Source organism: Variovorax sp. dw_308 (assembly GCF_019207085.1).
Taxonomy (GTDB): Bacteria; Pseudomonadota; Gammaproteobacteria; order Burkholderiales; family Burkholderiaceae_C; genus Variovorax.
Map to the genome: position 1 here is coordinate 120,646 of NZ_JAATOM010000012.1, position 24,103 is coordinate 144,748.

Annotated in this window: 23 protein-coding genes and 1 pseudogene; 13 read left to right on the forward strand and 11 right to left on the reverse strand. The window is 66.8% G+C overall.

The annotated features are described in order from the left end of the window. Nucleotides 1–16: 16 nt before the first annotated feature. Complete coding sequence (gene nirB / locus HCU76_RS22320) at nucleotides 17–2,548, reverse strand: nitrite reductase large subunit NirB (RefSeq protein WP_218510691.1); 2,532 nt, start codon at nucleotides 2,546–2,548, stop codon at nucleotides 17–19. Between the two features lie 212 nt (nucleotides 2,549–2,760). Here nirB and HCU76_RS22325 point away from each other — a divergent pair, with 212 nt between their 5' ends. Then, a complete protein-coding gene (locus HCU76_RS22325) occupies nucleotides 2,761–2,994 on the forward strand; it encodes a hypothetical protein (RefSeq protein ID WP_218510692.1) in 234 nt (77 codons plus the stop codon). A gap of 263 nt (nucleotides 2,995–3,257) precedes the next feature. Next, nucleotides 3,258–3,506 carry a hypothetical protein gene (locus HCU76_RS22330; protein ID WP_218510693.1) on the forward strand — a complete coding sequence of 83 codons (249 nt, stop codon included), beginning with the start codon at nucleotides 3,258–3,260 and terminating at the stop codon, nucleotides 3,504–3,506. 16 nt (nucleotides 3,507–3,522) lie between these two features. Here HCU76_RS22330 and HCU76_RS37255 read toward each other — a convergent pair whose 3' ends face one another. Continuing rightward, nucleotides 3,523–4,353, reverse strand: coding sequence for a peptidoglycan-binding protein (locus tag HCU76_RS37255; RefSeq protein WP_218510694.1), 831 nt, complete (start codon nucleotides 4,351–4,353; stop codon nucleotides 3,523–3,525). Between the two features lie 54 nt (nucleotides 4,354–4,407). On the opposite strand from HCU76_RS37255, the gene HCU76_RS22340 reads away from it, so the two are divergent. The 3 genes and pseudogenes from HCU76_RS22340 to HCU76_RS22345 all read left to right on the forward strand — a co-directional run bounded on the left by HCU76_RS22340 (nucleotide 4,408) and on the right by HCU76_RS22345 (nucleotide 5,818). Next, on the forward strand, nucleotides 4,408–4,548 hold the full coding sequence (locus tag HCU76_RS22340; protein WP_218510695.1) for a hypothetical protein: 141 nt from the start codon (nucleotides 4,408–4,410) through the stop codon (nucleotides 4,546–4,548). A 186-nt stretch (nucleotides 4,549–4,734) separates the two neighbouring features. After that, a pseudogene (locus HCU76_RS37260) lies at nucleotides 4,735–4,857 on the forward strand (SMP-30/gluconolactonase/LRE family protein); the annotation flags it as partial. A 61-nt stretch (nucleotides 4,858–4,918) separates the two neighbouring features. Beyond that, nucleotides 4,919–5,818, forward strand: coding sequence for a crotonase/enoyl-CoA hydratase family protein (locus HCU76_RS22345; RefSeq protein ID WP_213954023.1), 900 nt, complete (start codon nucleotides 4,919–4,921; stop codon nucleotides 5,816–5,818). A 9-nt stretch (nucleotides 5,819–5,827) separates the two neighbouring features. On the opposite strand, the gene HCU76_RS22350 is transcribed toward HCU76_RS22345, so the two are convergent. The 4 genes from HCU76_RS22350 to HCU76_RS22365 form a co-directional block, all read right to left on the reverse strand. Beyond that, nucleotides 5,828–6,610 (reverse strand): 3-hydroxybutyrate dehydrogenase, encoded by a 783-nt coding sequence (locus HCU76_RS22350; RefSeq protein ID WP_218510696.1) that lies wholly within the window; start codon nucleotides 6,608–6,610, stop codon nucleotides 5,828–5,830. Nucleotides 6,611–6,796: 186 nt separating this feature from the next. Beyond that, nucleotides 6,797–7,543, reverse strand: a complete 747-nt coding sequence (locus HCU76_RS22355) for an acetoacetate decarboxylase (protein ID WP_218510697.1) — start codon at nucleotides 7,541–7,543, stop codon at nucleotides 6,797–6,799. Nucleotides 7,544–7,637: 94 nt separating this feature from the next. After that, the gene (locus HCU76_RS22360; protein WP_213954020.1) at nucleotides 7,638–8,765 is read right to left on the reverse strand and encodes a patatin-like phospholipase family protein; all 1,128 of its coding nucleotides are present in this window, start codon (nucleotides 8,763–8,765) and stop codon (nucleotides 7,638–7,640) included. A 180-nt stretch (nucleotides 8,766–8,945) separates the two neighbouring features. Further along, nucleotides 8,946–9,395, reverse strand: coding sequence for a CHRD domain-containing protein (locus tag HCU76_RS22365; protein WP_218510698.1), 450 nt, complete (start codon nucleotides 9,393–9,395; stop codon nucleotides 8,946–8,948). Nucleotides 9,396–9,519: 124 nt separating this feature from the next. Here HCU76_RS22365 and HCU76_RS22370 point away from each other — a divergent pair, with 124 nt between their 5' ends. The 4 genes from HCU76_RS22370 (at nucleotide 9,520) to HCU76_RS22385 (ending at nucleotide 12,020) form a co-directional block, all read left to right on the forward strand. After that, nucleotides 9,520–10,110: a chromate transporter gene (locus HCU76_RS22370; protein WP_213954018.1), complete on the forward strand. Its 591-nt coding sequence runs from the start codon at nucleotides 9,520–9,522 to the stop codon at nucleotides 10,108–10,110. 49 nt (nucleotides 10,111–10,159) lie between these two features. Continuing rightward, nucleotides 10,160–10,759 (forward strand): chromate transporter, encoded by a 600-nt coding sequence (locus HCU76_RS22375; protein ID WP_218510699.1) that lies wholly within the window; start codon nucleotides 10,160–10,162, stop codon nucleotides 10,757–10,759. Between the two features lie 24 nt (nucleotides 10,760–10,783). Then, a complete protein-coding gene (locus HCU76_RS22380) occupies nucleotides 10,784–11,755 on the forward strand; it encodes an aldo/keto reductase (protein WP_218510700.1) in 972 nt (323 codons plus the stop codon). A gap of 94 nt (nucleotides 11,756–11,849) precedes the next feature. Then, the gene (locus tag HCU76_RS22385) at nucleotides 11,850–12,020 is read left to right on the forward strand and encodes a hypothetical protein (RefSeq protein ID WP_218510701.1); all 171 of its coding nucleotides are present in this window, start codon (nucleotides 11,850–11,852) and stop codon (nucleotides 12,018–12,020) included. A 6-nt stretch (nucleotides 12,021–12,026) separates the two neighbouring features. Here the strand turns inward: HCU76_RS22385 and HCU76_RS22390 are convergent, their stop codons facing one another. After that, complete coding sequence (locus tag HCU76_RS22390) at nucleotides 12,027–12,815, reverse strand: helix-turn-helix transcriptional regulator (RefSeq protein ID WP_218510702.1); 789 nt, start codon at nucleotides 12,813–12,815, stop codon at nucleotides 12,027–12,029. 64 nt (nucleotides 12,816–12,879) lie between these two features. Here HCU76_RS22390 and HCU76_RS22395 point away from each other — a divergent pair, with 64 nt between their 5' ends. The 3 genes from HCU76_RS22395 to HCU76_RS22405 are packed head-to-tail and all read left to right on the forward strand — an operon-like array spanning nucleotide 12,880 to nucleotide 16,122. Continuing rightward, on the forward strand, nucleotides 12,880–13,353 hold the full coding sequence (locus HCU76_RS22395) for a DUF3237 domain-containing protein (protein WP_218510703.1): 474 nt from the start codon (nucleotides 12,880–12,882) through the stop codon (nucleotides 13,351–13,353). A gap of 31 nt (nucleotides 13,354–13,384) precedes the next feature. After that, nucleotides 13,385–14,377 (forward strand): tripartite tricarboxylate transporter substrate binding protein, encoded by a 993-nt coding sequence (locus HCU76_RS22400; RefSeq protein ID WP_218510704.1) that lies wholly within the window; start codon nucleotides 13,385–13,387, stop codon nucleotides 14,375–14,377. 23 nt (nucleotides 14,378–14,400) lie between these two features. Beyond that, the gene (locus tag HCU76_RS22405) at nucleotides 14,401–16,122 is read left to right on the forward strand and encodes a tannase/feruloyl esterase family alpha/beta hydrolase (RefSeq protein ID WP_218510705.1); all 1,722 of its coding nucleotides are present in this window, start codon (nucleotides 14,401–14,403) and stop codon (nucleotides 16,120–16,122) included. Nucleotides 16,123–16,228: 106 nt separating this feature from the next. Here the strand turns inward: HCU76_RS22405 and HCU76_RS22410 are convergent, their stop codons facing one another. Continuing rightward, on the reverse strand, nucleotides 16,229–19,690 hold the full coding sequence (locus tag HCU76_RS22410; RefSeq protein WP_218510706.1) for an SdrD B-like domain-containing protein: 3,462 nt from the start codon (nucleotides 19,688–19,690) through the stop codon (nucleotides 16,229–16,231). A 442-nt stretch (nucleotides 19,691–20,132) separates the two neighbouring features. On the opposite strand from HCU76_RS22410, the gene HCU76_RS22415 reads away from it, so the two are divergent. Continuing rightward, the gene (locus HCU76_RS22415) at nucleotides 20,133–20,558 is read left to right on the forward strand and encodes a heme-binding protein (RefSeq protein WP_213954009.1); all 426 of its coding nucleotides are present in this window, start codon (nucleotides 20,133–20,135) and stop codon (nucleotides 20,556–20,558) included. Nucleotides 20,559–20,562: 4 nt separating this feature from the next. On the opposite strand, the gene HCU76_RS22420 is transcribed toward HCU76_RS22415, so the two are convergent. From HCU76_RS22420 to HCU76_RS22430, 3 genes are read right to left on the reverse strand one after another with little or no spacing between them, the layout of a single operon-like run. Next, nucleotides 20,563–21,546, reverse strand: a complete 984-nt coding sequence (locus HCU76_RS22420; protein ID WP_218510707.1) for a tripartite tricarboxylate transporter substrate binding protein — start codon at nucleotides 21,544–21,546, stop codon at nucleotides 20,563–20,565. Then, nucleotides 21,543–22,520 carry a tripartite tricarboxylate transporter substrate binding protein gene (locus tag HCU76_RS22425; protein ID WP_218510708.1) on the reverse strand — a complete coding sequence of 326 codons (978 nt, stop codon included), beginning with the start codon at nucleotides 22,518–22,520 and terminating at the stop codon, nucleotides 21,543–21,545. Before HCU76_RS22425 ends, HCU76_RS22420 begins: the two co-directional genes overlap by 4 nt. Further along, a complete protein-coding gene (locus tag HCU76_RS22430) occupies nucleotides 22,520–24,091 on the reverse strand; it encodes a bifunctional 3-(3-hydroxy-phenyl)propionate/3-hydroxycinnamic acid hydroxylase (protein ID WP_218510709.1) in 1,572 nt (523 codons plus the stop codon). The genes HCU76_RS22425 and HCU76_RS22430 overlap by 1 nt, the downstream gene beginning before the upstream one ends. Nucleotides 24,092–24,103 lie beyond the last annotated feature (12 nt).

Below are 24,103 nucleotides of genomic sequence, written 5' to 3' on the forward strand. Positions count from 1 at the left end.
GATGTCCTCGCGTGCATCAGGCGGTTTCAAGATCGGTCGCTGCTTCATCGCGCTGCGCGCCGCGCGCCGGCCGGATCTGGCCGCGCTCTTCCACGAACACGATGTGCTCGTCCGGCTTCTCGCTGTTGACGAAGGAGCGGAAGCGCTGGCGCGTGGCCGGGTCGTTCACCGCGGTCTTCCACTCGCATTGGTAGGTGCTGACGACGTGCTGCATCTGCGCTTCGAGTTCAGCGCCGAGGCCCAGCGTGTCCTGGATCAGCACGCCCTTCAGGTAGTCGAGGCCGCCCTCCAGGCTCTCGCGCCAGGTGCTCGTGCGTTGCAGGCGATCCGCGGTGCGCACGTAGAACATCAGGAAGCGATCGACCAGCTTGATCAGCTCGGCCTTCGAAAGATCGGAAGCGATGAGTTCGGCATGCCGCGGCTTCATGCCGCCGTTGCCGCACACGTATAGGTTCCAGCCCTTCTCGGTGGCGATGACGCCCACGTCCTTGCTCTGCGCCTCGGCGCACTCACGCGTGCAACCCGAGACGCCGAACTTGATCTTGTGCGGCGTGCGCAAACCCTTGTAGCGGTTCTCGAGTTCGATCGCCATGCCCATGCTGTCATCGACACCGTAGCGGCACCAGGTCGAGCCGACGCAGCTCTTGACCGTACGCAGCGACTTGCCATACGCATGGCCCGACTCGAAGCCAGCGGCGATCAACTCTTCCCAGATCGAGGGCAGCTGTTCAACGCGCGCGCCGAACAGGTCCACGCGCTGGCCGCCGGTGATCTTGGTGTACAGCCCGTACTTCTTCGCGACCTGCCCCACCGCGATCAGGCCATCGGCCGATACCTCGCCGCCCGGCATGCGCGGCACCACCGAGTACGAGCCGTCCTTCTGGATGTTGCCCAGGAAGTAGTCGTTGCTGTCCTGCAGGCTGGCCAGGTCCTTCTTGAGCACGAAGTCGTTCCAGCACGAGGCGAAGATGCTGGCCGCGGTCGGCTTGCAGATGTCGCAGCCCAGGCCCTTGCCGTGCTTGTGCAGCAGGTCGCCGAAGGTCTTGATCTCGCCCACGCGGACCAGGTGGAACAGCTCCTGGCGCGAGTACGGGAAGTGCTCGCACAGGTGGTTGTTGACTGCCATGCCGCGCTTGCTCATTTCCATCTTCATCACCTGCGTGACCAGCGGCACGCAGCCGCCGCACGAAGCGCCGGCCCTGGTGCAGGCCTTCAGGTCGGCGACGGAGCACGCGCCTTCGCCGACGGCCGCGCAGAGCTGGCCCTTGCTCACGTTGTTGCACGAGCAGATCTGCGCCGTGTCGGGCAGCGCTTCCACGCCGATGCCGGGACGCGCCTTGCCGTCGCTCGACGGCAGGATCAAGAACTCCGGCTCCTCCGGCAAGGCGATCCCATTGAGCGCCAGTTGCAGCAGGTTGCCGTACTCGGCCGCATCGCCGACCAGCACGGCACCCAACAGTTGCTTGCCGTCCTCGCTGACGACGATCTTCTTGTAGACCTGCTTGTGCTCGTTCACGTATTGATAAGAACGCGACTTCGGCGTCCTGCCGTGCGCGTCGCCGATGCTCGCCACATCGACGCCCATCAGCTTGAGCTTGGTGCTCATGTCGGCGCCGGTGAAGGCGGCCTCGTCCTGACCGGCGATGTGCTTCGCGGCGACGCGGGCCATGTCGTAGCCGGGCGCGACGAGGCCGAAGGTCTGGTCGTTCCATGCGGCGCATTCGCCGATCGCGTACACGTTGCGGTCGCTGGTGCGGCAATGCGAGTCCACAGCGATGCCGCCGCGCGCGCCCAGCGCCAGCAGGCTCTGGCGGGCCAGTTCGTCGCGCGGGCGGATGCCGGCGGAGAACACGATCATGTCGGTCTCCAGGTGCGTGCCATCGGCGAACACCATGCGGTGCCGCGCGGTCGCCCCATCGACGATCTCGACCGTGTTGCGGCCGGTGTGCACATGCAGGCCAAGCGCCTCGATGCTGTTGCGCAGCGCGCGGCCGCCGCCCTCGTCGACCTGCACGGCCATGAGGCGCGGCGCGAACTCGACCACGTGCGTTTCCAGGCCCATGTCGCGCAGGGCCTTCGCGCACTCCAGGCCGAGCAGTCCGCCGCCGACGACCACGCCGGTCTTCGAGCGCGCGCCGCAGGCCTTCATGGCTTCGAGGTCTTCGACGGTGCGGTAGACGAAGCAGTTGGGCCGGTCGCGGCCCGGCACCGGCGGCACGAAGGGCGAGGAGCCCGTGGCCAGCACCAGCTTGTCGTAGTGCACGACTTCGCCATCGGCGGTGGTGATGGTGTTGTTGCGGCGCTCGATGGCCACGGCCTTCGCCGCCAGGCGCAGCGTGAAGCCGCTGCGCTCGAAGAAGCCGGGCTCGACCAGCGAGAGGTCTTCCGCCGTCTTGCCTGCGAAGAATTCGGAGAGGTGGACCCGGTCGTAGGCCGGGCGAGGCTCTTCGCACAGCACCGTGACCTCTGCCTGCGCGACGTCGAGCTCGTGGAGTTGCTCGAGGAACTTGTGGCCCACCATGCCGTGGCCAATCACTGCGATTTTCATGTCGGATCCTGCACACACAGCCGATGCCGTGAGGGTGCAGACCACCGGCCATGCTGTCTGGAACGACAGCGGCAGTGGGCCCCCGCATGGAACGGATGCGAATCGGGTTGGAACAGACGAACCGCCAGCTGCATCGCTGTCGATTCGCTCGGATCCCGCCTTCATTAGCGGAGGCACTGATACCTGCGGCAACGGTGCCGAGCAGGTCAGTGATGAATGGTGAGCAATATGCGTGCCGGCGGTTGGAGCCCGAAATGCACGTTGAATCACCGTTCATGTTTACGGCGCGCGCCCATCTGGTGCAACGGCGCTGCCACCGCACCGAACTGGGCAGCGAATGCGCCGCCGCATTGGTCGTGACCTACCGGGACACCGGCCACATCTCGCCGGCCGCGCAAAGGCTGATCGACCTGTTGGCGAAATACGCCGACGGACCACCGCTCTGACAGTCGGTCTGGCAGCCTCCAGAGCCGCCGGAATACCAAAGCATCACATCGACCGCGAATAGCTATGCGCAAGTCGTCATTTGGCGCTCGATGCAACTCCGCGAGCCTCGAGCGCAAGTTCAACCGCAGAATCGATGGCGGCGGCAGCGGGTCGCCCAATTCCGGAGGTATTCAAGTTGGCGCATTTGCGAATCTTTTTTCCGCTCGTGATGTCCTGTACGCTCGCCCAGGCCGCACCGGCCCACCGCTGTGCTGAGGATGCCTTGAAGCAGGCCAAGTCGCTGCTCTTGTTCCATGCGGGCACCGACAGCCAAGCCGATGCGGGCGTGGAGGACGGCGTCAAGGTCCTTCCTCCCTTGCGCAATCCAGTCGACCGGCGGCAGCAGTTCGATGTACTCCAGGTCCAGGGGTATGTGTATCGCGCCAGCTACCAGATGCGAGTCATCTACGCCAGGATTCCGGGCAAGTGCGTCCTGATGGGGCAGGAAATCCTCGAGCGTTCGAGTCCTTGATCTCGCCAGCCCAGGATCAGGCAGCGGCGGCGAGTGCTGCTTCGATCGCCGCCAACGTAGCCGTGTCTCGGGGACGACCATTGGGATCCAGACCTTTGCGCCGCTGGAAGCTCATCAATGCGTCGATCGACTTCTTCCCGAATGCACCGTCTGTCGCCAGGACGGGGTCGGCACCGAGCCGGTTCAATGCGTCCTGCAGCAGCGCGTTCTTCCACAGCTCCAGCTTCAGGATGCGGTCCTCCAGGCCGATCGTGCCGCCGTTGAGGTGACGCGTCGCACTTTCCACGTCATCCGCCTTGGCGGGCGCCAGGCAACCACACAGGATGAACATTGCGACGCCACATTCCAGGGCATGCTCCGGCTGGTTGACCAGCTCGGGCTGGCTGATCAGATCGAGGCCGACGAGATTGCCGAGCTTCAGGTAGTTCGCACGTCCCGTGGCCTGAGCCAGGCCTCTGCCGATGTATTTCGAGCCGTCGCTGGTGCCGGGCCGGTTGCCGTTGCGATTGCCATACACCAGGTCCATCAACTTCGTCGGGAACGCCGGGTCCCCGGCACTGCATCTGACCTTCGCCAGGCAATCCGCAGCGCTCGAAAAACGCCCGGGCCAGACTTCCGCTGCGCGTTGCGGGCTGTAGCCGATGTTTTCCGTCATCGTGCGGCCATTGCCGCATTCATGACTGAATTGCGAGATGGCATGGGCGACCAGGCGGTCGCTGGTCAAGTCGTACTTGGGGAAGACGGTGGGAGCGTCGCTGGCAATGCATTCAAGCAGTCGCTCATCAGGCTGCGGAGGGACACCGGTGTTCTGCGGCCACATCGTCTGCATCATCTTGAGAGTGATCACGTCGTCTCCTCGAAAAGGGTGAAAACAGCGGCAAAGCCGCCATTGTGGGTCGGCATGGAACGCATCTGCAAAGTCAGGTGGCTGGCTGGGGACCCGCTGTTCCTGGCGTCGTCGAAGGTCAGCATTCCCGCCAAGGCCCTCATCGGCACCGCGCAGACCTTGTTCTGCCTGGGATTGCGGACAGGCTGGGATTGAACGGCATGATCGAATCTACTGCCCTGCGGCGCCCTTTGCCTCGCCACATTTGGGGAGGCCTCATGGCCTCGTCACCGCCCCGATGCCCCAGCCGGATCTATCGATCTTCAAAAACTATCGATTGGACTGAATAGGCGCGCCACCGAAGGACGTGGTTGCCAAGCTGAACGGCGCACTCAACAAGGCATCGTCTTCGGTGGCGCGGACCGGTCCACCCTGTTCGTGACCGACTCGACGCATGGGAACATCCTGCGTGCGCGGCTGGATGCGCCGGGCGTGAGACTGCACCGCGGGGTATCACTGAGGTAGCGCAGCTCCTTGCGGCGTGAGGGCACGCCTATGATCGTTTCAGAACAATCCTGGAGACCCCATGCCCGCCTTCACCACCCTGCGCATCGACAAGGATGCCGCAGAACCCCGCATCGCCCGCCTGCTGCTGAACCGCCCCGAGCGGCTCAATGCGATCAACGACCAGACGCCGCGCGAGATCCGCGCCGCCGTCGAATGGGCCAACGATGACGACGAGGTGCATGTCATCGTCATCGAGGGCGCGGGCAAGGGCTTCTGCGGCGGCTACGACCTCTCGCAGTTCGGCGAGGGCGTGATGGACCACCCCTGCCAGCAGGAGCGCTTCCCCTGGGACCCGATGGACGACTACGCCTACATGAAGCGCAACACCGAGGACTTCATGACGCTGTGGAAAAGCGCCAAGCCCACCATCGCCAAGGTGCACGGCTACGCCGCCGCTGGCGGCAGCGACATCGCGCTGTGCTGCGACCTGCTGGTGATGGCGGAGGACGCGCGCATCGGCTACATGCCGACCCGCGTCTGGGGCTGCCCCACCACCGCGATGTGGACCTACCGCCTCGGCCCGACGCGCGCCAAGCAGCTCATGTTCACCGGCGACACCATCGACGGGCGCAAGGCCGCCGAATGGGGCCTGGCCAACGAGGTCGTACCCGCCGACCAGCTCGAAGACGCGACGATGAAGCTGGCCAGGCGCATCGCCGGCGTGCCACGCAGCCACCTCGCGATGCACAAGATGGTGGTCAACCAGGTCATGCTGACGATGGGCCTGGAGCAGAGCCAGCAGATGGCCACCGTGTTCGACGGCATCACGCGCCACAACCCCGAGGGCATGTGGTTCCGCCGCCAAGCGCAGGCCGAAGGCTTCAAGTCGGCGGTGCAATGGCGCGACAGCGGCCGGCCCATTCCGGAAGGCGACGAGGCCCGCGCGCTGATCCGCGACCACGACGCGAAACGGAAATAACCTCTCGCGCTACTGCATGAACCACCCATGGCTCACCACCAGCGACTGCCCCGTGAGCGCATTGGTCGGGAACCCCGCGAACATCAGCGCGACCTGCGCCACGTCGTCGGTCGTGGTGAACTCGCCGTCCACCGTTTCCTTCAGCATCACGTCCTTGATGACCTGCTGCTCCGTGATGCCCAGCGTCTTCGCCTGCTCCGGGATCTGCTTCTCGACCAGCGGCGTGCGCACGAAGCCGGGGCAGATCACGTTGGCGCGCACGCCATGCTTCGCACCTTCCTTCGCCACCGTCTTGCACAGCCCGATGAGCCCGTGCTTGGCCGTGACGTAGGGCGCCTTCAGCAGCGAAGCCTCCTTGGAATGCACCGAGCCCATGTAGATCACGCTGCCGCCGCGCCCCTGCGCATACATGTGCTTGAGGCAGGCCTTGGTCGTGAGAAACGCGCCGTCGAGGTGGATCGCGAGCATCTTCTTCCAGTCGGCGAAGGTGAATTCCTCCACCGGGTGCACGATCTGGATGCCGGCATTGCTGATGAGAATGTCGATGCCCCCGAAGGCCGCCGCGCCCTCTTCGACCGAGGCGTTGACCTGCTCCTCGTTGGTCACGTCCACGCCGACGCCGATGGCCTGTGCGCCGGTGGCCTTGAGTTCCTCGGCGGTCGCGACCGCGGCGTCCTTGTTGAGGTCGGCAATGATGATCTTCGCCCCCTCCTTCGCGAAGACGATGGCGATCTCCTTGCCGATGCCGCTGGCCGAGCCGGTGATGTAGGCGACCTTGTCCTTTAGTTGCATGGTGAGTCCTTTGGGTGGTTGTTCAGATGTGGGCGCGGGAATGCGGGTACTGAACGCAGAAGTCGCAAAGGTTTCGCAGAAGTCGCAAAAGAAAAACCGAAAAAATCTGATTGGTTTTCTTCTGCGACTTCTGCGTAACTTTTGACTTCCTTCTGCGTTCGGCTGTCCGAATTCCTGCCCGATGAGCTACTTCAAATAATCGAGTTCAACAGTGCCGAGCGCCAGCGTCATGTCGGCGATGTAGTGCAGGGCCGAGATCACCTCCAGCACCGGCAGCGACGCCACGGGTGCGAGCGCATGCGGGTGCAGTTCGAGCGCGGCGGGCCCGGTCCAGGCGCCCTTGAGGTCGATGTCGACCATGTGATAGCGCACCAGTTCGCAGATGCGCGGCGTACCGTCCACATGCGGAATGATCTTGAGCAGGAAGTTGGGTTGCGCGAGCGCCGCAAGAAGCGGACCGGGCTCCGCCGCGCGGTGCTTGAAACCCATCGTGGCCGAGGCCACGCGCACTTTCCCGTAGTCGAGCGTGCCGACGATGGTGTCGATCTCGTAGTCGAGCGTCGGCGTCGCCAGCTTCTTCGGAAAACCCCAGAGCTCGCGTCCGCCGGCGATCGGGGGATGGTCGTTCAGGTACATCGCATGGGTGTAGTTGCCCTGCTCCAGCCCCTTGCCGGTGCGCAGCTGCACCGGAATGACCTGGCCGGACTCGGTGTAGTCGCCGAAGCCGGTGGAGTCGGGCATGCGGATGAACTCGTACTTCACCAGCGGCTCGGCCACCTCCAGCGGCTCGGGCACCACGGCGCGCAGGGCGTCCATGTCGGTGCGGTAGGTAATGACCACGAACTCGCGTTGCATGAACCTGTAGGGCCCGGGCGGGAACGCCGGGCTGGTGGCCGGCATGGCGAATGCCTTGCGCACGTCATCGATCTTCATGGGTGGTTCTTTCGTTGAACAGGAGCCCACTCTCGGCCGCCCCGCTTAGCGGAACCTGATCTGCGCGAGGATCGCGGCCTTCGCCTACAACCGCCTACATCGGGCGCTTCACGCGAACCTGCCCCGGCTCGCCGAGGTCGAAGGTCGTGACGCCGTTGGTCTGCACGTCGCCGCGCAGCGCCTCGGGGTGCCGCAGCGTGCAGATCATGTCGCGCGCGCCGGCCTTCCAGTGCTCCTCGACCGTGATGCGCGAGAACTCGTAATCCTTCGAGTCGCGCTCGTAGGGCTTGTCACGGTAGATCAGGTGGAAGATGTCGATCGGCTGGTGCGTGAGTTGCGCCTGCACCGCCTGCACGCTGGCGTCGTCGCGCAGCGCAGGCGGCAGCTTGCCGATCAGGTCGGCAATCGCCTGCTGCAGGTTGACGTTGGCCGCCAGCGCATCTGTGTTCATGCGGGTGCGGCTCGAATAGGTGATGTCCTTCTGCCGCTCCAGCACCTCGGAGATGTTGGTCGGCATCGGCCCCTGGGCATTGAACAGGTCGACCTGCAGCACCACCAGCGGCTCGCTGCTCGGCTGGTTGTCGAGCACGTATTGCAGCGGCGTGTTGGAAACGATCCCACCGTCCCAGTAGGGCTGCCCATCCACTTCCACCGGCGCAAAGCCGGGCGGCAGCGCGCCGCTGGCCATGATGTGCTCGGGCCCGATCTTCTGCGTGGTGTTGTCGAAGTAGACGGAGTTGCCACTGAGTACGTTGACCGCGCCAACGCTCAGGCGCACCTCCCTGGCTTTATCGTTGATGCGGTCGAAGTCGACCAGGCGCTCCAGCGTCTCCTTCAGCGGCGTGGTGTCGTAGTAGCTCAGGAGCGGGGCTGCGCCACCCAACAGCAGCGCGGGCGTGATGCGCGGCCGGAAGAAGCCGGGGATGCCGAAGATCGAAGCGGCATTGGCGCTCCACTGGTTGAGCAAGGCGCGGTCGCCCGCCCAACCGGGCAGGCGCTGCGACGGCCCGGAAGACACCAGCGCCCAGAATTCGCGCAGGCGCTCCGAACGCTTCTCCGGCGCGTTGCCGGCGATCAATGCAGCGTTGATCGCGCCGATGGAAACGCCGGCGATCCATTGCGGCTCATGACCGTGCCGGCTCAGCGCCTCGTACACGCCGGCCTGGTAGGAGCCCAGTGCGCCGCCGCCCTGCAACACCATCACCTTGCGGGCGACGCTCATGTCGGGGAGCTTGAATGCGGGGGCCGGGGCGGCGGCCTGGATAGCCTTGAGTGCCTTGGCGGTCTTTGTGGCCGGGACGGATTGGGGTTGGCTGGATCGGGACTTCTTGGCTGCGGGTGTGCTCATGCCGTCATTGGACACCCGTAGCGCTTAGGCGAGCCTGACAGGGCTCGCCCGGACTCACATCTTCGGCAGCATCTGCCCGCGGATCTCGCCGCCGGGGTTGGCGGCCGTGTGCACATTGGCATACCAGCGGCCGGCCATGAGGTCGGCCGCCTGCGCGGGCGTGAGCGTGGCCTGGCCCTCGATGGGACTTGACGGGTTGGCAAAGGGCAGCACCACGCCGGCATTGGAACCAGCAACCGCCGGGCCGTGGAAATGCGCGGCCGTGGCCGGACCGCTCAGGCCGTCATAGGTGATCTTGTACTTGAGCACGTTGGTGTCCTTGTTGAGCCAGGCTTCCGCCGTGCCGCTGCCGCGCGTCATGTTGGGGGGCACCTCGCTCGCTGCGTTCATGGTCCCGCTGAAGGATGCGGTCTTGGACCCTCCCATCATTCCGCAGCCCGCCAGGGCCACGGTGGCCAGGCCGGCCAGCAGGGAAGCGCGCAGATAAATACCGTATCGGTTCATGGTGTCGACTCCTTCGTGATTGAAGCGCAACAGCATAGACCTGCGTCGCGGAAAGCCCGTGTCGGCCACTGCCGCGACTTCCCTGTCCGCACGCGCCGCGCAGGTCCGAACCATAATCGGGCGCATGCCTTCAGCCCCTGCCGGCGCGGCCCCCTCGGCCGAACTCGCCCGACCCGAATCCCCTCGCGACCTGTTTGTTTCCTTCACCTGGCTGGCGCTGCAAGGCTTCGGCGGCGTGCTGGCCGTGGTGCAACGCGAGATGGTCGAGAAGAAGCGCTGGCTCAGCCCCGACCAGTTCCTCGAGGACTGGGCCGTGGCCCAGGTGCTGCCGGGCCCCAACGTGATCAACCTGGCGCTGATGATCGGCGACCGCTACTTCGGGCTGCGTGGCGCCATCGCCGCGCTCGCCGGCATGCTGGCGGTGCCGCTGGTGGTGATCCTCGCGCTGGCCATCCTCTATGCGCAGTACGCCGGTCATCCGCAAGTGGCGGGCGCATTGCGCGGCATGGGCGCGGTGGCGGGTGGCCTGATTGCGGCCACCGGCATCAAGCTCGTGCCGCAGCTGCGACGCAACCCGCTGGGCTTCGGCGTGTGCCTCGCTTTCGTCACCCTGGTCGCCATCGCCATCGCGGCGCTGCGCTGGCCCTTGCTGTGGGTGCTGGTGGCATTCGGCGGCACCGCATGCGTCTGGACCTGGCGGAGGATTCCGGCATGAGCGCAGCGCCGGGCCGCGAGGACACGCCATTCCCACGCGTGGGGGCCACATGACCATCGTCATGGAATGGCACGACTGGCTGGGCCTCTTCGCCCAGTACATGATGCTGTCGCTGCTGTCGATCAGCGGCGCCATCACCACGGTGCCCGACATGCACCGCTACCTCGTGGCCCAGCACCACTGGCTGACCGACGCGCAGTTCACCTCGTCCGTGGCCATCGCGCAGGCCGCACCCGGGCCCAACGTGCTGTTTGTCGCACTGATGGGCTGGAACGTCGGCATCAACGCCGGCGGAGGGCTGGCCGCCGGCTGGCATGCGTGGCCGCTCGGCTTGCTGGGCCTCGCGACCACGATGATCGGCATCATGCTGCCCAGCACCACCCTCACCTACCTGGCCACGCGCTGGGGGCACCGCAATCGCGAGAAGCGCGGCGTGCGGGCCTTCAAGCAGGGCATGGCGCCGGTCGTCGTCGGCCTGCTGATCGCGACCGGATGGGTGCTCGCCAACAGCAACCGCGCCGGCGACACGCCCGCGTGGCACCTGTGGCTGGTGAGCGGCGTAGCCGCGCTCATCGTCTGGCGCACGCGCATCCACCTGCTCTGGCTGCTGGGCGCCGGTGCGCTGCTCGGCGCCTTCGGCTTCGTTTGAAGATCACTTCCAAGGACCCTTGACATGCAACTGCGTTCCCTCGGCCGCTCCGACCTGAAGGTCTCCCCGCTCGCCTTCGGCGGCAACGTGTTCGGCTGGACCATCGACGAGGCGCTTTCGTTCCGCCTGCTCGATGCCTGGCTCGACGCCGGCTTCAACTTCATCGACACAGCCGACGTGTACTCGAGCTGGGTGCCTGGCCACACCGGCGGCGAGTCCGAGACCATCATCGGCAAGTGGCTCAGGCAGACCGGCAAGCGCAACCGCGTGGTGCTCGCCACCAAGGTCGGCAAGCCGATGGGCGAAGGCAAGGTCGGCCTCGCCCCGGCCTACATCCGCGAGGCGGTAGACGCGTCGCTGCGCCGCCTTCAGACCGACCACATCGACCTCTACCAATCGCATGACGACGATGCCAATACGCCCCTGGCCGATTCGCTCGGCGCCTTCGGCGAACTCGTCAAGGCCGGCAAGGTGCGCGCGATCGGCGCCTCCAACTACACCGCGCCGCGGCTGGCCGAGGCACTGGACGTGGCCGAGCGCAACAGCCTGCCGCGCTACGAGAGCCTGCAGCCGCTCTACAACCTCTACGACCGTGCGGTGTTCGAGGAGGCACTGGAGCCGCTGTGCATCGAGCGCGGCGTGGGCGTCATCAACTTCTATGCGCTGGCCGCTGGCTTCCTCACCGGCAAGTACCGCAGCGAAGCCGACGCGGCCAAGAGCAAGCGCGGCGGCAGCACGACGAAGAAGTACCTCAACGCGCGCGGCCTTCGCATCCTCGACGCACTGGACGCGGTCGCAGGGCCGCTCGGCGCCACGCCGTGCCAGGTCGCCATCGCATGGCAGATCGCGCGGCCGGGCATCACCGCGCCGATCGCGAGCGCCACCTCGATCCAGCAGCTGGACGAACTGGTGAAGGCCGCGCAGTTGAAGCTCGCGCCCGAAGCCATCGCGGCGCTGGACGCGGCCAGCAGCGAGGCCGGGGCGACGACCCGGTAGGCTCGCTCCCACAGCGACTGGCGGCAAAGGCCGGGTGCCTGCGAGCGGCCCGGGCATGAATACTTCGGAGCACTACAGCTCACGGAGAAGAACCATGTCCTTTGCCCTCTACATGATCGGCTTTCTGATTTTCCTCGGCGGCATCGTCTGGGGCGCGTCGGTCGCCGGCGTGCCCACGCTCTACATCGGGATCGGCGCACTGATCATCCTCGGCATCGGCATCTTCAGCGCCGTCGGGCGCACGCGCAGCAAAGACCCATCCTGACGCGGATCAGGACGCACCGCGCTCGAGCATCAACGCGAACAACTCGTTGCGGAAATGGATGCCAAGCCGGCCGAAGGCGCGGTTGCGGTAGGTCTTGACGGTGGGCACACCGAGGCCGAGGTCCGCCGCGATGCCTTCCTGCGTCATGCCCTGCAGCAGGCGCACGCACACATCGATTTCCCGGGCCGTCAGGTCCGGCTGCAGCAGCCGCAGGCGGTCGCTCATGCGCGCAAGCGGCTGCAGTTGCGGCTGCCCTTGTGCGAGCGCGATGTGCTTGCGGGCCAGGGCCATCAGCAGTCCGCCCAGGCGGCCGAATTCGGCCAGTTGCCCGTCGCTCAGCGGGCGCTGGTGCTGGTGGCGATAGAAGTTGACCGCGAAGATCCCTCGGTCGCTTTCTTCCTGCACCACCGAAACGCGCTCCGCCACGCCGTGTGCGTCATAGACCTTGGCGCGATGCTCGGCGGGCACTTCAGGCGCGGTGATGTGGCACAGGCGCAGGCCCGCTTCCGGCGCCGACGCGCCGTCGCTCGCGGGCCGCAGGGTCCGGTCGACCGCAACAGGACCTGAAAGGTAGGCCCTCCAGCAGTCACGCGTGGTGTCGGGCACGCCGAGGCTGGCACTGAGGAAGATGGCTGGCAGGGTGCCGGTCCGGTACACCGACACCGAGTTCACGGGCAAGGTATCGCGCAGGTCACCGAGCAGTGTTTCGCCGAAGCGTCCTTCGCCCAGCGCGAACACCGTATCCGCCAGCGCATTGCCGGCGGTGGAGGCGGGGTCGGGCTTCCAGGAGCGCATGAGGGTTGTCCCGTCATCTTCGCGGATGACAGGCGGGCATTGTCGCCCGACTTACGCTCGGGGCATGCCCATCGACCCGCTCGCCCCTCCCACCCTCGACCACTTCGCCGACCTGCATGTCGACGTCGGAACGCCCCAGGTGCTCGGACAGGGGCCGGGTGGCCTCCGGCGCGTGGTGCCGATCCTCGGCGGCAGCGCCACCGGCGCCGGCTGGCGTGCGCGGGTGCTGCCCGGCGGCAGCGACTTCCAGTTGATCGTCAGCGACACGCTGTCCATCCTGGACGCGCGCTACGGCCTCGAGACCGAGGCCGGCGATCTGATCTACGTTCAGAACCATGCCGTGCGCGCCGCCCCGGCCGCGGTGATGGCCGCCCTGCTGCGCGGCGAGCCGGTCGACCCGGCAAGCATCTACTTCCGCTGCACGCCGCACTTCGAGACCGCGGCGCCCGCACTGCGCTGGATCAACGAGCGCCTGTTCGTCGGTGTCGGCGTGCGGCACCCGGCGCAGGTGGTGATGCGCTTCTTTGCATTGAATTGAGCCCTGCCGATATTTCCGGAGACCAGAACCCATGCCCCGCCTCATCCGCCGCCGCAGCCTCGCGGCCGCAATCGCCCTCGCCACTGCCATGCTCGCGCCGCACGCGTTCGCGCAGTCAACGGCCTATCCCACCCATCCAGTGCGCATCATCGTCGGCTTCGCGGCCGGCACCGGCCCCGACATCGTCGCGCGCCTGCTCGCGCAGAAGCTCTCCGAAGCCTGGGGCGGCCAGGGTGTCATCGTCGACAACAAGCCCGGCGCGGGCGGCCTCATCGCGGCCAGCGAAGCCGCACGCGCCCAGCCCGACGGCTACACGCTGATGCTCGGCGAGACCGGCCAGCTCAGCATCGCGCCCAGCAGCTACAACAAGCTGCCCTACGACCCGCAGAAGGACTTCGTGCCGGTGAGCCAGGTCGTGACCTCGGACTTCGTGCTGCTGGTCAATCCACAGAAGGTGCCGGCGAAGAACGTCAAGGAATTCGCGGCCTGGACGCAGCAACAGAAGGGGCTGTTCCTGGCCACCTTCGGGGCAGGGACGCCGGGCCACTTCGGCGCCTACATGTTCGGCGAAGCGTTGAAGCAGAAGCCCGAGCCGGTGCACTACAAGACCCCCACCGATGCGCTGGGCGGCCTGTTCAGTGGCGACGTGCAGGGCGTGTTCGCGAGCGTCGCGCTGGCCGCGCCCAACGTGAAGTCGGGCAAGCTGGCCGCGCTGGGCACCACCGGCGCCACGCGCAGTCCTGCCCTGCCCGACGTCCCGACCATCAAGGAACAGGGCTACCCGACGCTGGCGTTCAACTCCTGGTTCGGCATCGTCGCGCCAGCGAAGACACCGCCGGAGATCGTCGCCAAGCTCAGCGCCGACATCCAGAAAGCTGTCAGCTCGCCCGAAGGCAGGCAGAGGATCGAGGACGCCGGCTTTCGGGTGACCGGCACCACCAGCGCCGAGTTCGGCCGCATCATCGCGGCCGATACGGTGATCTGGGGCAAGGCCGTCGCGGCCACCGGGTTCAAGGCCGATTGAACCCAGCTTCATGGAGCACTGACATGCACAGATCGCCTTTCCACGCCCCCTTGTCCGTTTTGGCCGCTGCGGCCCTGCTCGCGGCCTGCAGCAGCCCGTCGGACACCCGACCGGCTTCGGCCACCGCGCCAACGGCCTGCGCGCAACTCGCCGCCACCGCCCTTCCCGGCACGCGCATCACGCTCACCGAATCGGTGGCCGCCGGCAGCATCCAACTCACCGGCGTTCAACCCGGCACACCCGGCTCGCAAGCCCCGGTGCCGGCGCATTGCCATGTGCAAGGCAACATCAACGAGCGCACCGGCATCGACGGCAAGCGCTACGCGATCGGCTTCGACCTGCGCTTGCCTGTGCAATGGAACGGCCGCTTCTTCTTCCAGGGCGGCGGCGGCACCGACGGCACCTTGCGCGACGCGGTCGGCGTGCTGACCGGGGGCGGCAACACGAGCAACGCGCTGTCGCAAGGCTATGCCGTGGTCTTCACCGACACCGGCCACCGCGACGAGCCCGGCCCCAACGGTCCGTACCAGTTCGGGCTCGACCCGCAGGCGCGCATCGACAACGGCTACAACTCCATGGCCGAGACCGGCCGCGTGGCCAAGGCGCTCATCGGCACGCACTACGGCCGCGCACCGCAACGCTCGTACTTCGTCGGCTGTTCCAACGGCGGTCGGCAGGCGATGATGATGACGCAGCGCTACCCCGACATGTTCGACGGGGTCATCGCTTCCGCGCCCGCCTACCGCGTGCCGCTGGCCTCGGTGCAGGCGGTGTACGACACGCAGCTCTTCGCGAAGGCGGCGGCCCAGAACGCGCCGCTCGTCGACGGTCGGCCGGTGCTGTCGAAGGCCTTCTCGACCGCCGACATGAAGCTGCTCACCAACGAGGTGCTCAACCAGTGCGACGCGCTCGATGGCCTGAAGGACGGCATCGTCGCCAACTTCCCCGCGTGCAGGTTCAAGCCCGAAACATTGAAGTGCACCGGCGCCAAGACCGACCAGTGCCTCACCGGCACGCAGGTCGACGCCATCACGAAGTCGTTCGCGGGCGTGAGGGACTCCAGCGGCAAGCTGCTCTATTCCGACTGGGTCTTCGACGCCGGCCTGCATTCCCCGGAATGGACGCGCTGGCGCTTCGGCGACTCGGCCACCGCGACGTCGAACGCGCGCAACATCATCCTGATGACCGGCGGCCTGGCGATGTTCTTCACCACGCCGCCGACGGTGACGAACGACTTCTGGTCGTATGCGATGGCTTTCGACTTCGACCGCGACGCGCCCAAGGTCTACGCCACCAACGCCACTTTCCGCGAATCGTCGATGCGCTCCGTGGCCGCCGATTCGACCGACGTCGATGCCTACGTGAAGCATGGCGGCAAGCTGCTGTTCTTCCACGGCCAGAGCGACCCGGTCTTCTCGATCAACGACACCATCCGCTACGTCGACGGCCTGCGCCAGCGCTACGGCACGCGCACCGATGACATTGCGCGCTTCTTCCCCGTGCCCAACATGGCGCACTGCTCGGGCGGCCCGGCCACCGACCAGTACGACGGGCTCACCGCGCTGGTGAACTGGGTGGAAAAAGGCGAGGCGCCCAGCCGCATCGTGGCCCGCGCGCGACCCCAGAACCCCGACGTGACGACGCCCGGCCGCACCCGCCCGCTGTGCGCGTGGCCGATGCAGCCGCGGTACAACGGTGCCGGCAGCATCGAGGACGCCGCGAGCTTCAGTTGCCGCATGCCCTGAGGCCACATTCGGCCCCATGAAAAAAGCCGCGCGGCTCGTGGGCTGCGCGGCTTCTCGTTCATGACGACAGGCCTGGGCTCGGCGCCCGGCCCGTGTCCTGGCCTGCTCAGGCCGATGCGACGTGCACTTCGTTGCCCGCTTGCATCGCAGCCGTCAGCTTGCGCAGCACTTCGGCGGCATCGCCGTAGTCCGGCGCAGTGGCTGCATCGTTGGCTGCGGACGCCTGGGTCGAGCCCACGCTGCCCAGCACGCCATCCAGCGAGCCGTCGCCCAGCAGGTCGGCCATGCTCACGCCCGACAGTCCTTCCGCCTTCGCGTCCTCGCCCGAGACCGCGAAGTACACGTCGGTCATGTCGACCTGCTGGCCACCGGCCAGCGTCGCGCTGCTGCGCTCCAGGTGCAGGTTGCCCTGCGCGTCGATCTCCGGCACGTCCGTGTGGGCCACCTTGAGGCTGTCGACACCGGCTTGCGCCAGCGTCATCAGCTCGCCCGCGTCGGTGACGTGATTGCCGTTGGCGTCGCGCCAGACCGTCAGCTCGTTGAAACGCGCATCCTTCGCGTCGACCACGCCGTCGCCGTTGCTGTCGAAGCTCGCCAGCTTCGCAAAGCCAGCGCCCTTGGCAGTGCCGCCGAACAGTTCCGACACACTGTCGATGGTGCCGTTGTGGTTGTTGTCCACCGCCAGGAACGCATCGCCCGAGGAGATCCAGCCCGACTTCACAGCCGTGCCGTTGCCCAACAGGTCGAAGCTGCCTTGCGCATCGAAGCGGCTCACCGTGTGAATGCCATTGCCGTCCAGGTCCAGCACGATCGGCGTGATGCCGGCGTCCCAGGTCAGGTCGGTCTGGCCGGCGGCGAGCGCGAAATAGGCCGTGTATGCCGTGTTCGTGGTGCTGTAGGCATCCGCGTCGATCGCGTCGTTGGTGCCGACATCCTGTGCCGCGAAGTTCCAGCCGTCCTTTTCGAACATGACGCGGTAGTTGCCAGCCTCCACGTTGTTGAAACGGTACAGCCCATCGGTGTCCGTCACCATCGAGGCGATGGTCTGGCCGCTGGCGTTTTGCAGCGACACGCGCACATTGCCCCAGCCGGGGTTGTTGGCTTGCTGCAGGCCGTCGTGGTCGAAGTCCCAGAACACCTTGTCCCCCACGGCGCCCTTGACGGATGCATGCAGGCCAGCATCGACAGTCATGTTGCTCTGGCCGGCCGCCAGGGTGATGACGTCGGTCACGCCGGTGTTGATGTTGACGTCGGAATCGACCGTGTCGGCGCCCTTGTCCTTGCCCGACCACTCGTACCCGTCCACGGCCATGAAGCGAACCTGATACTGTCCCGCCGCCAGGCCGGTGAACTGGTAGTTGCCGTTGGCATCCGTCGTCGTCGTGGCGATGACGGCGTTCTGGGTCATGTCATCGCCATTTACGGTGTTGAGCGCGGCTGCGTTGTACCGGGTGGCGTCGAGCAGCTTGACGACGACACCGGCCTTGCCGGCTTCACCGGCATCCTGCACGCCGTTGTTGTTGGCATCGATCCACACGCGGTCGCCCAGGGAAGCCTTGCCTGCCACCACCGGGGCGGCATTGCGGATGCCGGCATCGATGTCGGTACGGTCCTGGCCGGCCGCGAGCGTGAAGGTCTGCGTCGAGCCATTCAGGCCGACCACGTCGCTGTCCTGCGTGTCGTAGCCGTTGGCGCCATAGTTGGCAGTCGTGAACTGCTGGCCCTCGCCAAGCCCGTTGAAGACGACTCGGTAGTTGCCCGCCTCCACGTTCGTGAACAGGTACTTCCCGTTGCTGTCGGTGAGTTGGTTTCCGAGGGCCACGTCGTCGCCAGTACCAAAAGTGCCGTCCGCGCCCGCGCTTCTCAACGTGACGAGAATCCCCGCCATGCCGGTATTGCCATCGTTCTGCAGGCCGTCGCCGTTCTTGTCGAACCAGACCGTGTCACCGATGCTGCCCGTGCGGCTCGCCACCCCGATGTCGACGCTGGTGTTGTAGTCGCCTGCCTTGAGCGTCACGGCGTCGGTGTAGCCGGTGATGCGGTTGGCATTGAAGATGTTGACATCCGAATCCACCGCATCATTGCCGCCCACATTGCGGCGCGTGAAGTCCTGCGTTGCCGCGTTGAGGCCGCTGCCGTCGAGGCGCACGCTGTAGGTGCCGGGCGCCAGGTCATTGAACCTGTAGTTGCCATTCCCATCGGTGGTCGTGCTCTTGCCGGTGTACACGTCGTCCGCCGTACCAGCGAACCCGTCCGCACCGACGGTGTAGAGCTTCAGACCGACGTTGGCAATGCCGGTTTCACCGGCGTCCTGGAGGCCGTTGCGATTGGCGTCGTTCCAGACGCGATCGCCCAAAGTCGCGGTCAGCGCCTTGAAGCCCGCGTCCGCCGTCGTGTTGACCTGGCCCGAGCTGAGGGTGTACGTGCCGGTGAAGCCGTTGGCGCCCGCGTCGGAGTCGAACGCGTCGTTGCCGACATTGGCCGTGCTCAGCAGCGTGCCGTCGGCGGAGGTGAATTTCACGACGTAGTCGCCCGGCTTCAGGCCGGTGAAGCTGTAGTTGCCGTTGGCGTCCGTGGTCTGCGTCGCGACGACGGTGCCGGGTGCGCCGTTCACCGAGGTGTACAGCTCGACTTTCACGCCCGCCTTGCACGCTTCGCCCGTGTCCTGCACGCCATTGCCGTTGGTGTCGATCCACACCTTGTCGCCGATACGGACGTACTTGTAGAAGCCGGAGTCGACCGTGGCGTTGTATTCGCCGGGGGCGAGCTTGATGATGCTGGACAGCGCGCCATCGCTGTCGGTGCCGGAGGCGGCGTTGCCGTCCACCTGGCGCGGGCTGGCTGCGTCGTAGCCGCTGGGGCTGACGAAACGCACCTGGTAGCTCAGGCCCGGCGTCAGGCCCTTGAAGCTGTAGTTGCCGTTGGCATCCGTGGTGGTGGTGCCGAGCACCTCGTTGGCACCGACGAACTGGCCGTCGCCGTTGACGTCCCGCACGAGTTGCACGGTGGCGCCGGCGATGCCGGCCTCGCCCGCGTCCTGGACGCCGTCCGCGTCGGCGTCATGCCAGACGCGGTCGCCAAGCTTGGCCGCCTTGGTCTCGACGATGAGGTTCTGGTCGTGGATCTGCGCCCCCGTCACCGGGTCGATGACCACGGCGATGATCTGGCCCGCATCGGCCACGAAGTCGTTGTGCCTCAGCGCCAGGTCGGCCAGCCCGTTGGGGATCGAGAAGTCCTGCGCGACCAGTTGCCAGATGGTCTCTTGCACCGACTGGGCCGAATAGCCCGACGTTCCGCTGCGGTAGTAGTTGAGCAGCCAGTTGATGGCGCCCTCCTGCTCGAAGCCGTTGTCGGCGGCCACTTCGAAGCCCGGATAACCGAAGCCCGAGTACACGTAGCCGCTGTTGTAGTCCAACCTGACCAACGGCTGGATGCACCAGCCGTCCAGCACGGTGCCCGAGGGCCCGAGCGGCGAGGCGGCATTGAACAGGACATCGTAATAGCTGTCATTGCCGGGCGATGCCGGCTTTGCAATGACGATGGGCGAAGAGAAATAGGCAGTTGCCATGTCGAGCGATCCTTGTCTCAGGTCAACAAACCCGATGCACGACGGCAGTCGAAGCGGGCCTCGACCGGCACATGCACCGGCATGCAGGATGAACAAGGGTGATGTGCGATTGCGCTCTTCCGGCGCCCGCCACGCGCACCCGGACGGGTCGCGCGCGATGACCGAGGGCTTCCGCCGGTCACACGCGAGTGCGCCGCAAGCCTGCTCTCCATCCCCCTGCCAATCCAATTCACCGGTTTCGGTGAATGAAGGATGCTACCGAGCAACCAGAACTTTTCTCGTATCAATCGACCTAGTTCAGAGGTATGACAACGGGCGGAAAAGCGCGAGACCACAGGGCTTCGTGCCGCGTCCCGCCGGACCGGCCTTCGGGGCCGCGAACCGCTTCGGCTTCGATGCTTGCACGGCCGACAATCACAGCTCCCACTCCCCCTCACAAGCCATGACCACACTCACCCTCGACCAGGCCCAACAGATCATCAGCGGCGCCCTTGCCGCCTCCAGGGAAGCAGGCTACGCGCCCATGGGCGTCGCCGTGCTCGACGAGTCCGGCAACCTCAAGGCCTATGCGCGCGAGGACGGTGCCAGCATGTTCCGCTTCGACGTGGCGCAGGCCAAGGCCTGGGGCGCCGTCGGCATGGGCGTTTCCAGCCGCACGCTCGGCGAGCGCGCCAAGGGCAACCCGAACTTCTTCGTGTCGCTCGCCGCCACCTCGAACGGCCGCTTCCTGCCGCAGACCGGCGCAGTGCTGATCAAGGATGCGAATGGTGCAGTGCTCGGCGCCGTCGGTGCGAGCGGCGGCACCGGCGATGAAGACGAGGCGATCTGCATCGCTGGCGTCAAGGCTGCCGGCCTGGCGCCGGGCTGAAGCGCTATTCGGGTTGCACGCCGGCCACCTTGATGGCCTTGCGGTTCAGCGCGATGTCCCGCTCGACCCGGACGCGGAACTCCTGTCCCGTATCGGTCGCCGGCACCGCGCCATTGGCCTCGAAGGACTCGCGCAAGGCCGGCTGCTGCAGCGCCACGGTCAGCGCCTGCCGCAGGGTGTCGGCCACCGAGGGCGGCAGGCCCTTCGGCGCCATGAGCCCGATCCAGCTGGAGAACTCGAAGCCGCGCACCGTCTCCCCGATCGACGGCACAGGCCCCAGCGGATGCGCCTCGACGCCCATGCTGTGGCCCAGCAGTCGCAGCCGCCCCGACTGCACCAGGCCGAGTGCCGCAGGCGCGGGCGTCAGCACCCAGTCGGTTTCCCCGGACACCACCGAGGCCACGCCCTGGCTACCGCCTTTGTACGGCACGTGCAGCGACTCGAATCCCGCCGCCGACTGCAGCGCGATGCCAGCCAGGTGGCTCACCGATCCCACGCCGGCCGAGGCCATGTTGGTCTTGCCATCGCGCGACTTTGCCCAAGCGATCAGTTCCGCAGTGTTGCGCACCGCGAGTGCCGGATGGCACACCAGGACGTTCGGCAACACGGCCACCAGCGAGACGAAGTCGAAGTCGTTCAACGGGTCGTAGGTGACGGCCTTCTGCAGCAGCGGCGCGACGCTCATCGAGCTGCTGGAAGCAACGATCAGGGAGTAGCCGTCGGGCGCGGCCATGCGTCCGACCTCCACGCCCAGCGCGCCCGCAGCGCCCGCGCGGTTGTCCACCACGACAGGCTGGTGCAAGGGCTGCGCCAATTGGTTGGCCACGATGCGGCCGATGGTGTCGACCGAGCTGGCAGGCGCGTTTGGAACGATCAGCCTGACCGGCCGCGTCGGCCATGCGGCGGGCTGCGCCAATGCCAGCAGTGGCTGGGCACCCAGCAGCGCCAGCAGGTGCCGCCGCGACCGCTGGAACACGGTGGCCTTCATTCCGGCAACAAGCCGATCTCGACGGCGATCTGGCCGAGGCGCTGGTGTTCCTCGCGCAGGAAGGCATCGAACTGCTGGGGCGTCTGCGGCGGCGCCGCGATCGGCCCGACCGCCAGCATCTTCTCGCTGAGGGCCGGCTTCTCCAGCATGCCGTTGATGCCGGTGTTCATGCGCGCGACGATGGGTGCGGGCGTGCCCGCGGGCGCGACCACGGCCAGCCATCCGACCATGTCGAAGCCGGGCAAGGTCTCGGCCAACGCGGGCACGTTGTCCCAGCCGGCGATGCGCTTGGGCGAGGTCACGGCGAGCATGCGCATACGGCCCTGCTTCACGAGCTGTCCGGTCGATGCCACGTCTGCCACCAAGGCATCCACCTGCCCGCCGATCAGGTCCTGCACGCCCGTGCCGATCGAGCTGTAGGCCACCAGGTTGGCGCCGGCCTTGGCACGCGCGTTGAACAGCCGCGCGATCATCCCGCCGAAGGTGCGCGGGCCCTCGTTGGCCAACGAAAGCTTGCCCGGATCGGCCTTGCTGCGCGCGACCAGGTCCTGCACGGTCTTGATCGGCGACTCCGCGCCCACCAGTAGCGCAAACGGGCTGTTGGCCACGAACGCCACCGGTGCGAAATCCTTCAGCGGGTCATAGGGAAGCGTCTTGAACAGGTAGCTGTTGGTGACCAGCGCCGCCGTCGTCGCGAAGTAGAAGGTATAGCCGTCCGGTGCGGACTGCTTGACCGCCTGCGCGCCGATCACGTTCTGTCCGCCCGGCTTGTTGTCGATGACGAAGGGCTGGCCGATCGACTGCGCCACGCCGTCGCTCAGCATGCGTGCGATCGCGTCCGGCCCCGAGCCCGCAGGCTGCGACAGCACCAGCTTGATCGGTTTGGAAGGCCACGGGTCCTGCGCGCTCGCCAGGCCCCATGGCCCGCAAGCCGCCGCCGCAAGCGCCAGGTGGAAGCTTCTTCTGTTCATCATCACGTCGTCTCCGTTGTATGAATTGGTGATTGATCTGCAAAACGGGCTGCGAGGGCGTCGCGCTGCGCGCCGAGTTCGGACGCGGTCGAGGCCACGCCGTACACATAGCGGTCGGGGCGGACGATGGCGGCGCGGCAGCCATGGCGACGGAACCAGCCCGCAGCAATGCCTTCGGTCTCGCGCAGCGTATCGCCCAGGCGCAGCGTCGTCATGCGCGGCGCGGCGTTTTCGAACTCGACGACCTCGAAACCTTCGTCCAGCACCAGCCACCAGCCATGGCCCGCCAGCGCGTCGAGGCGCACCTGGCTGTCGCCTTGCGTGATCCACGGTTGCGGAAAGATGGTGCCGGTGGCCGCATGCGCGACCGGGGAAAGCATCCCCCCTTCGAGGCCTGGAATCACGTCCTGCCGCGGCATGTCGCGCACCACACCGCTACATTCGGCCAGCATGCGCGCGTCACGTTCGCGCGCCCTCGCTTCGTTGCGCTCGCAGATCACCGCGCCGATGCCCTTGATGCGCGTCGTCAGTTGCTCGACGTGCCGCTTTCGCTCGATGCCATAGCTGTCGAGCAGCGATTCCGCGGCGGCGCCGCGAACTTCGCCACTGCACACCGCCGCCAGCTTCCATGCGAGGTTGGCGACGTCGCGCACGCCCTGGCACATGCCCTGCCCGAGAAAGGGCGGCTGCTGGTGCGCCGCATCGCCGGCGACGAACACGCGGCCACGGCGCCATGTGTCTGCCACCAGCGCATGGAACCGGTAGCTGGCCTGCCGCCACAAGCTGCCTTCGTCCGGCGACAGCCAGCGTGAGAGAAGCTTCCAGGTCTCGGCAGGCTCAACGACCTTGCGCGGGTCTTCCTCCGGCTTGAGCGAGATCTCCCAGCGCCGATGGTTTCCGGGCCCGATCACCATCGTGCAGGGCCGGTCGGGCTCGCAGTACTGCACGCTGGTCTTCGGCAGCTTCGCCAGACCGCGCTCGTTGGCAAGCACGTCGACCACCAGCCAGGGCTCGTCGAAGCTCAGGTCCTCCAGCGCGATGCCCACCCGCTCGCGCACGAAGCTCGATGCGCCGTCGCAGGCGACGACGTAGCGGGCCTGCACCTGGCCCGCATGGCCGTCGTCGCGCCGCCACTGCAGGGTGACGGCATCGGCGTCCTGCGAAAGCGCCGCCACCTCGGTGCCGAGCGCGATGTGGGCGTTGGCCAGCGACTGCACATGCGCACGCAGCGCGGCCTCAACCAGCGGCTGCGTGAACACGTTCGACGGCGTGTAGCCCAGCGGATACGGCGGCGCCACCATCGTGAGCCGCTTGATGAGCTGCCCGTCCACGCCAAAGTACTCGGAGGGCGTGAAAGGCTCCAGGTGCGGCGCGACCGCGTCCATCACGCCCAGTTGCTGGAACACGCGCAGGATCTCGTGGTCGACGGCGATGGCGCGCGGCTTGTCGTACACCTCGCGCGACCGGTCGCACACCCACACGCGCAGGCCCAATCCCGCGAGCAGGCCCGCGGCCACCGCGCCGGACGGGCCGAAGCCGACCACCGCGACGTCGAAGACGGCGTCGCGTTGCATTGCGGACGCCAT

Coding starts and splice junctions, on each gene's coding strand:
- nirB (WP_218510691.1), bottom strand. CDS start 2,548: ATGAAAATCGCAGTGATTGGCCACGGCATGGTGGGCCACAAGTTCCTC.
- HCU76_RS22325 (WP_218510692.1), top strand. CDS start 2,761: ATGAATGGTGAGCAATATGCGTGCCGGCGGTTGGAGCCCGAAATGCAC.
- HCU76_RS22340 (WP_218510695.1), top strand. CDS start 4,408: ATGGAACGCATCTGCAAAGTCAGGTGGCTGGCTGGGGACCCGCTGTTC.
- HCU76_RS22345 (WP_213954023.1), top strand. CDS start 4,919: ATGCCCGCCTTCACCACCCTGCGCATCGACAAGGATGCCGCAGAACCC.
- HCU76_RS22350 (WP_218510696.1), bottom strand. CDS start 6,610: ATGCAACTAAAGGACAAGGTCGCCTACATCACCGGCTCGGCCAGCGGC.
- HCU76_RS22355 (WP_218510697.1), bottom strand. CDS start 7,543: ATGAAGATCGATGACGTGCGCAAGGCATTCGCCATGCCGGCCACCAGC.
- HCU76_RS22360 (WP_213954020.1), bottom strand. CDS start 8,765: ATGAGCGTCGCCCGCAAGGTGATGGTGTTGCAGGGCGGCGGCGCACTG.
- HCU76_RS22365 (WP_218510698.1), bottom strand. CDS start 9,395: ATGAACCGATACGGTATTTATCTGCGCGCTTCCCTGCTGGCCGGCCTG.
- HCU76_RS22370 (WP_213954018.1), top strand. CDS start 9,520: ATGCCTTCAGCCCCTGCCGGCGCGGCCCCCTCGGCCGAACTCGCCCGA.
- HCU76_RS22375 (WP_218510699.1), top strand. CDS start 10,160: ATGACCATCGTCATGGAATGGCACGACTGGCTGGGCCTCTTCGCCCAG.
- HCU76_RS22380 (WP_218510700.1), top strand. CDS start 10,784: ATGCAACTGCGTTCCCTCGGCCGCTCCGACCTGAAGGTCTCCCCGCTC.
- HCU76_RS22385 (WP_218510701.1), top strand. CDS start 11,850: ATGTCCTTTGCCCTCTACATGATCGGCTTTCTGATTTTCCTCGGCGGC.
- HCU76_RS22390 (WP_218510702.1), bottom strand. CDS start 12,815: ATGCGCTCCTGGAAGCCCGACCCCGCCTCCACCGCCGGCAATGCGCTG.
- HCU76_RS22395 (WP_218510703.1), top strand. CDS start 12,880: ATGCCCATCGACCCGCTCGCCCCTCCCACCCTCGACCACTTCGCCGAC.
- HCU76_RS22400 (WP_218510704.1), top strand. CDS start 13,385: ATGCCCCGCCTCATCCGCCGCCGCAGCCTCGCGGCCGCAATCGCCCTC.
- HCU76_RS22405 (WP_218510705.1), top strand. CDS start 14,401: ATGCACAGATCGCCTTTCCACGCCCCCTTGTCCGTTTTGGCCGCTGCG.
- HCU76_RS22410 (WP_218510706.1), bottom strand. CDS start 19,690: ATGGCAACTGCCTATTTCTCTTCGCCCATCGTCATTGCAAAGCCGGCA.
- HCU76_RS22415 (WP_213954009.1), top strand. CDS start 20,133: ATGACCACACTCACCCTCGACCAGGCCCAACAGATCATCAGCGGCGCC.
- HCU76_RS22420 (WP_218510707.1), bottom strand. CDS start 21,546: ATGAAGGCCACCGTGTTCCAGCGGTCGCGGCGGCACCTGCTGGCGCTG.
- HCU76_RS22425 (WP_218510708.1), bottom strand. CDS start 22,520: ATGATGAACAGAAGAAGCTTCCACCTGGCGCTTGCGGCGGCGGCTTGC.
- HCU76_RS22430 (WP_218510709.1), bottom strand. CDS start 24,091: ATGCAACGCGACGCCGTCTTCGACGTCGCGGTGGTCGGCTTCGGCCCG.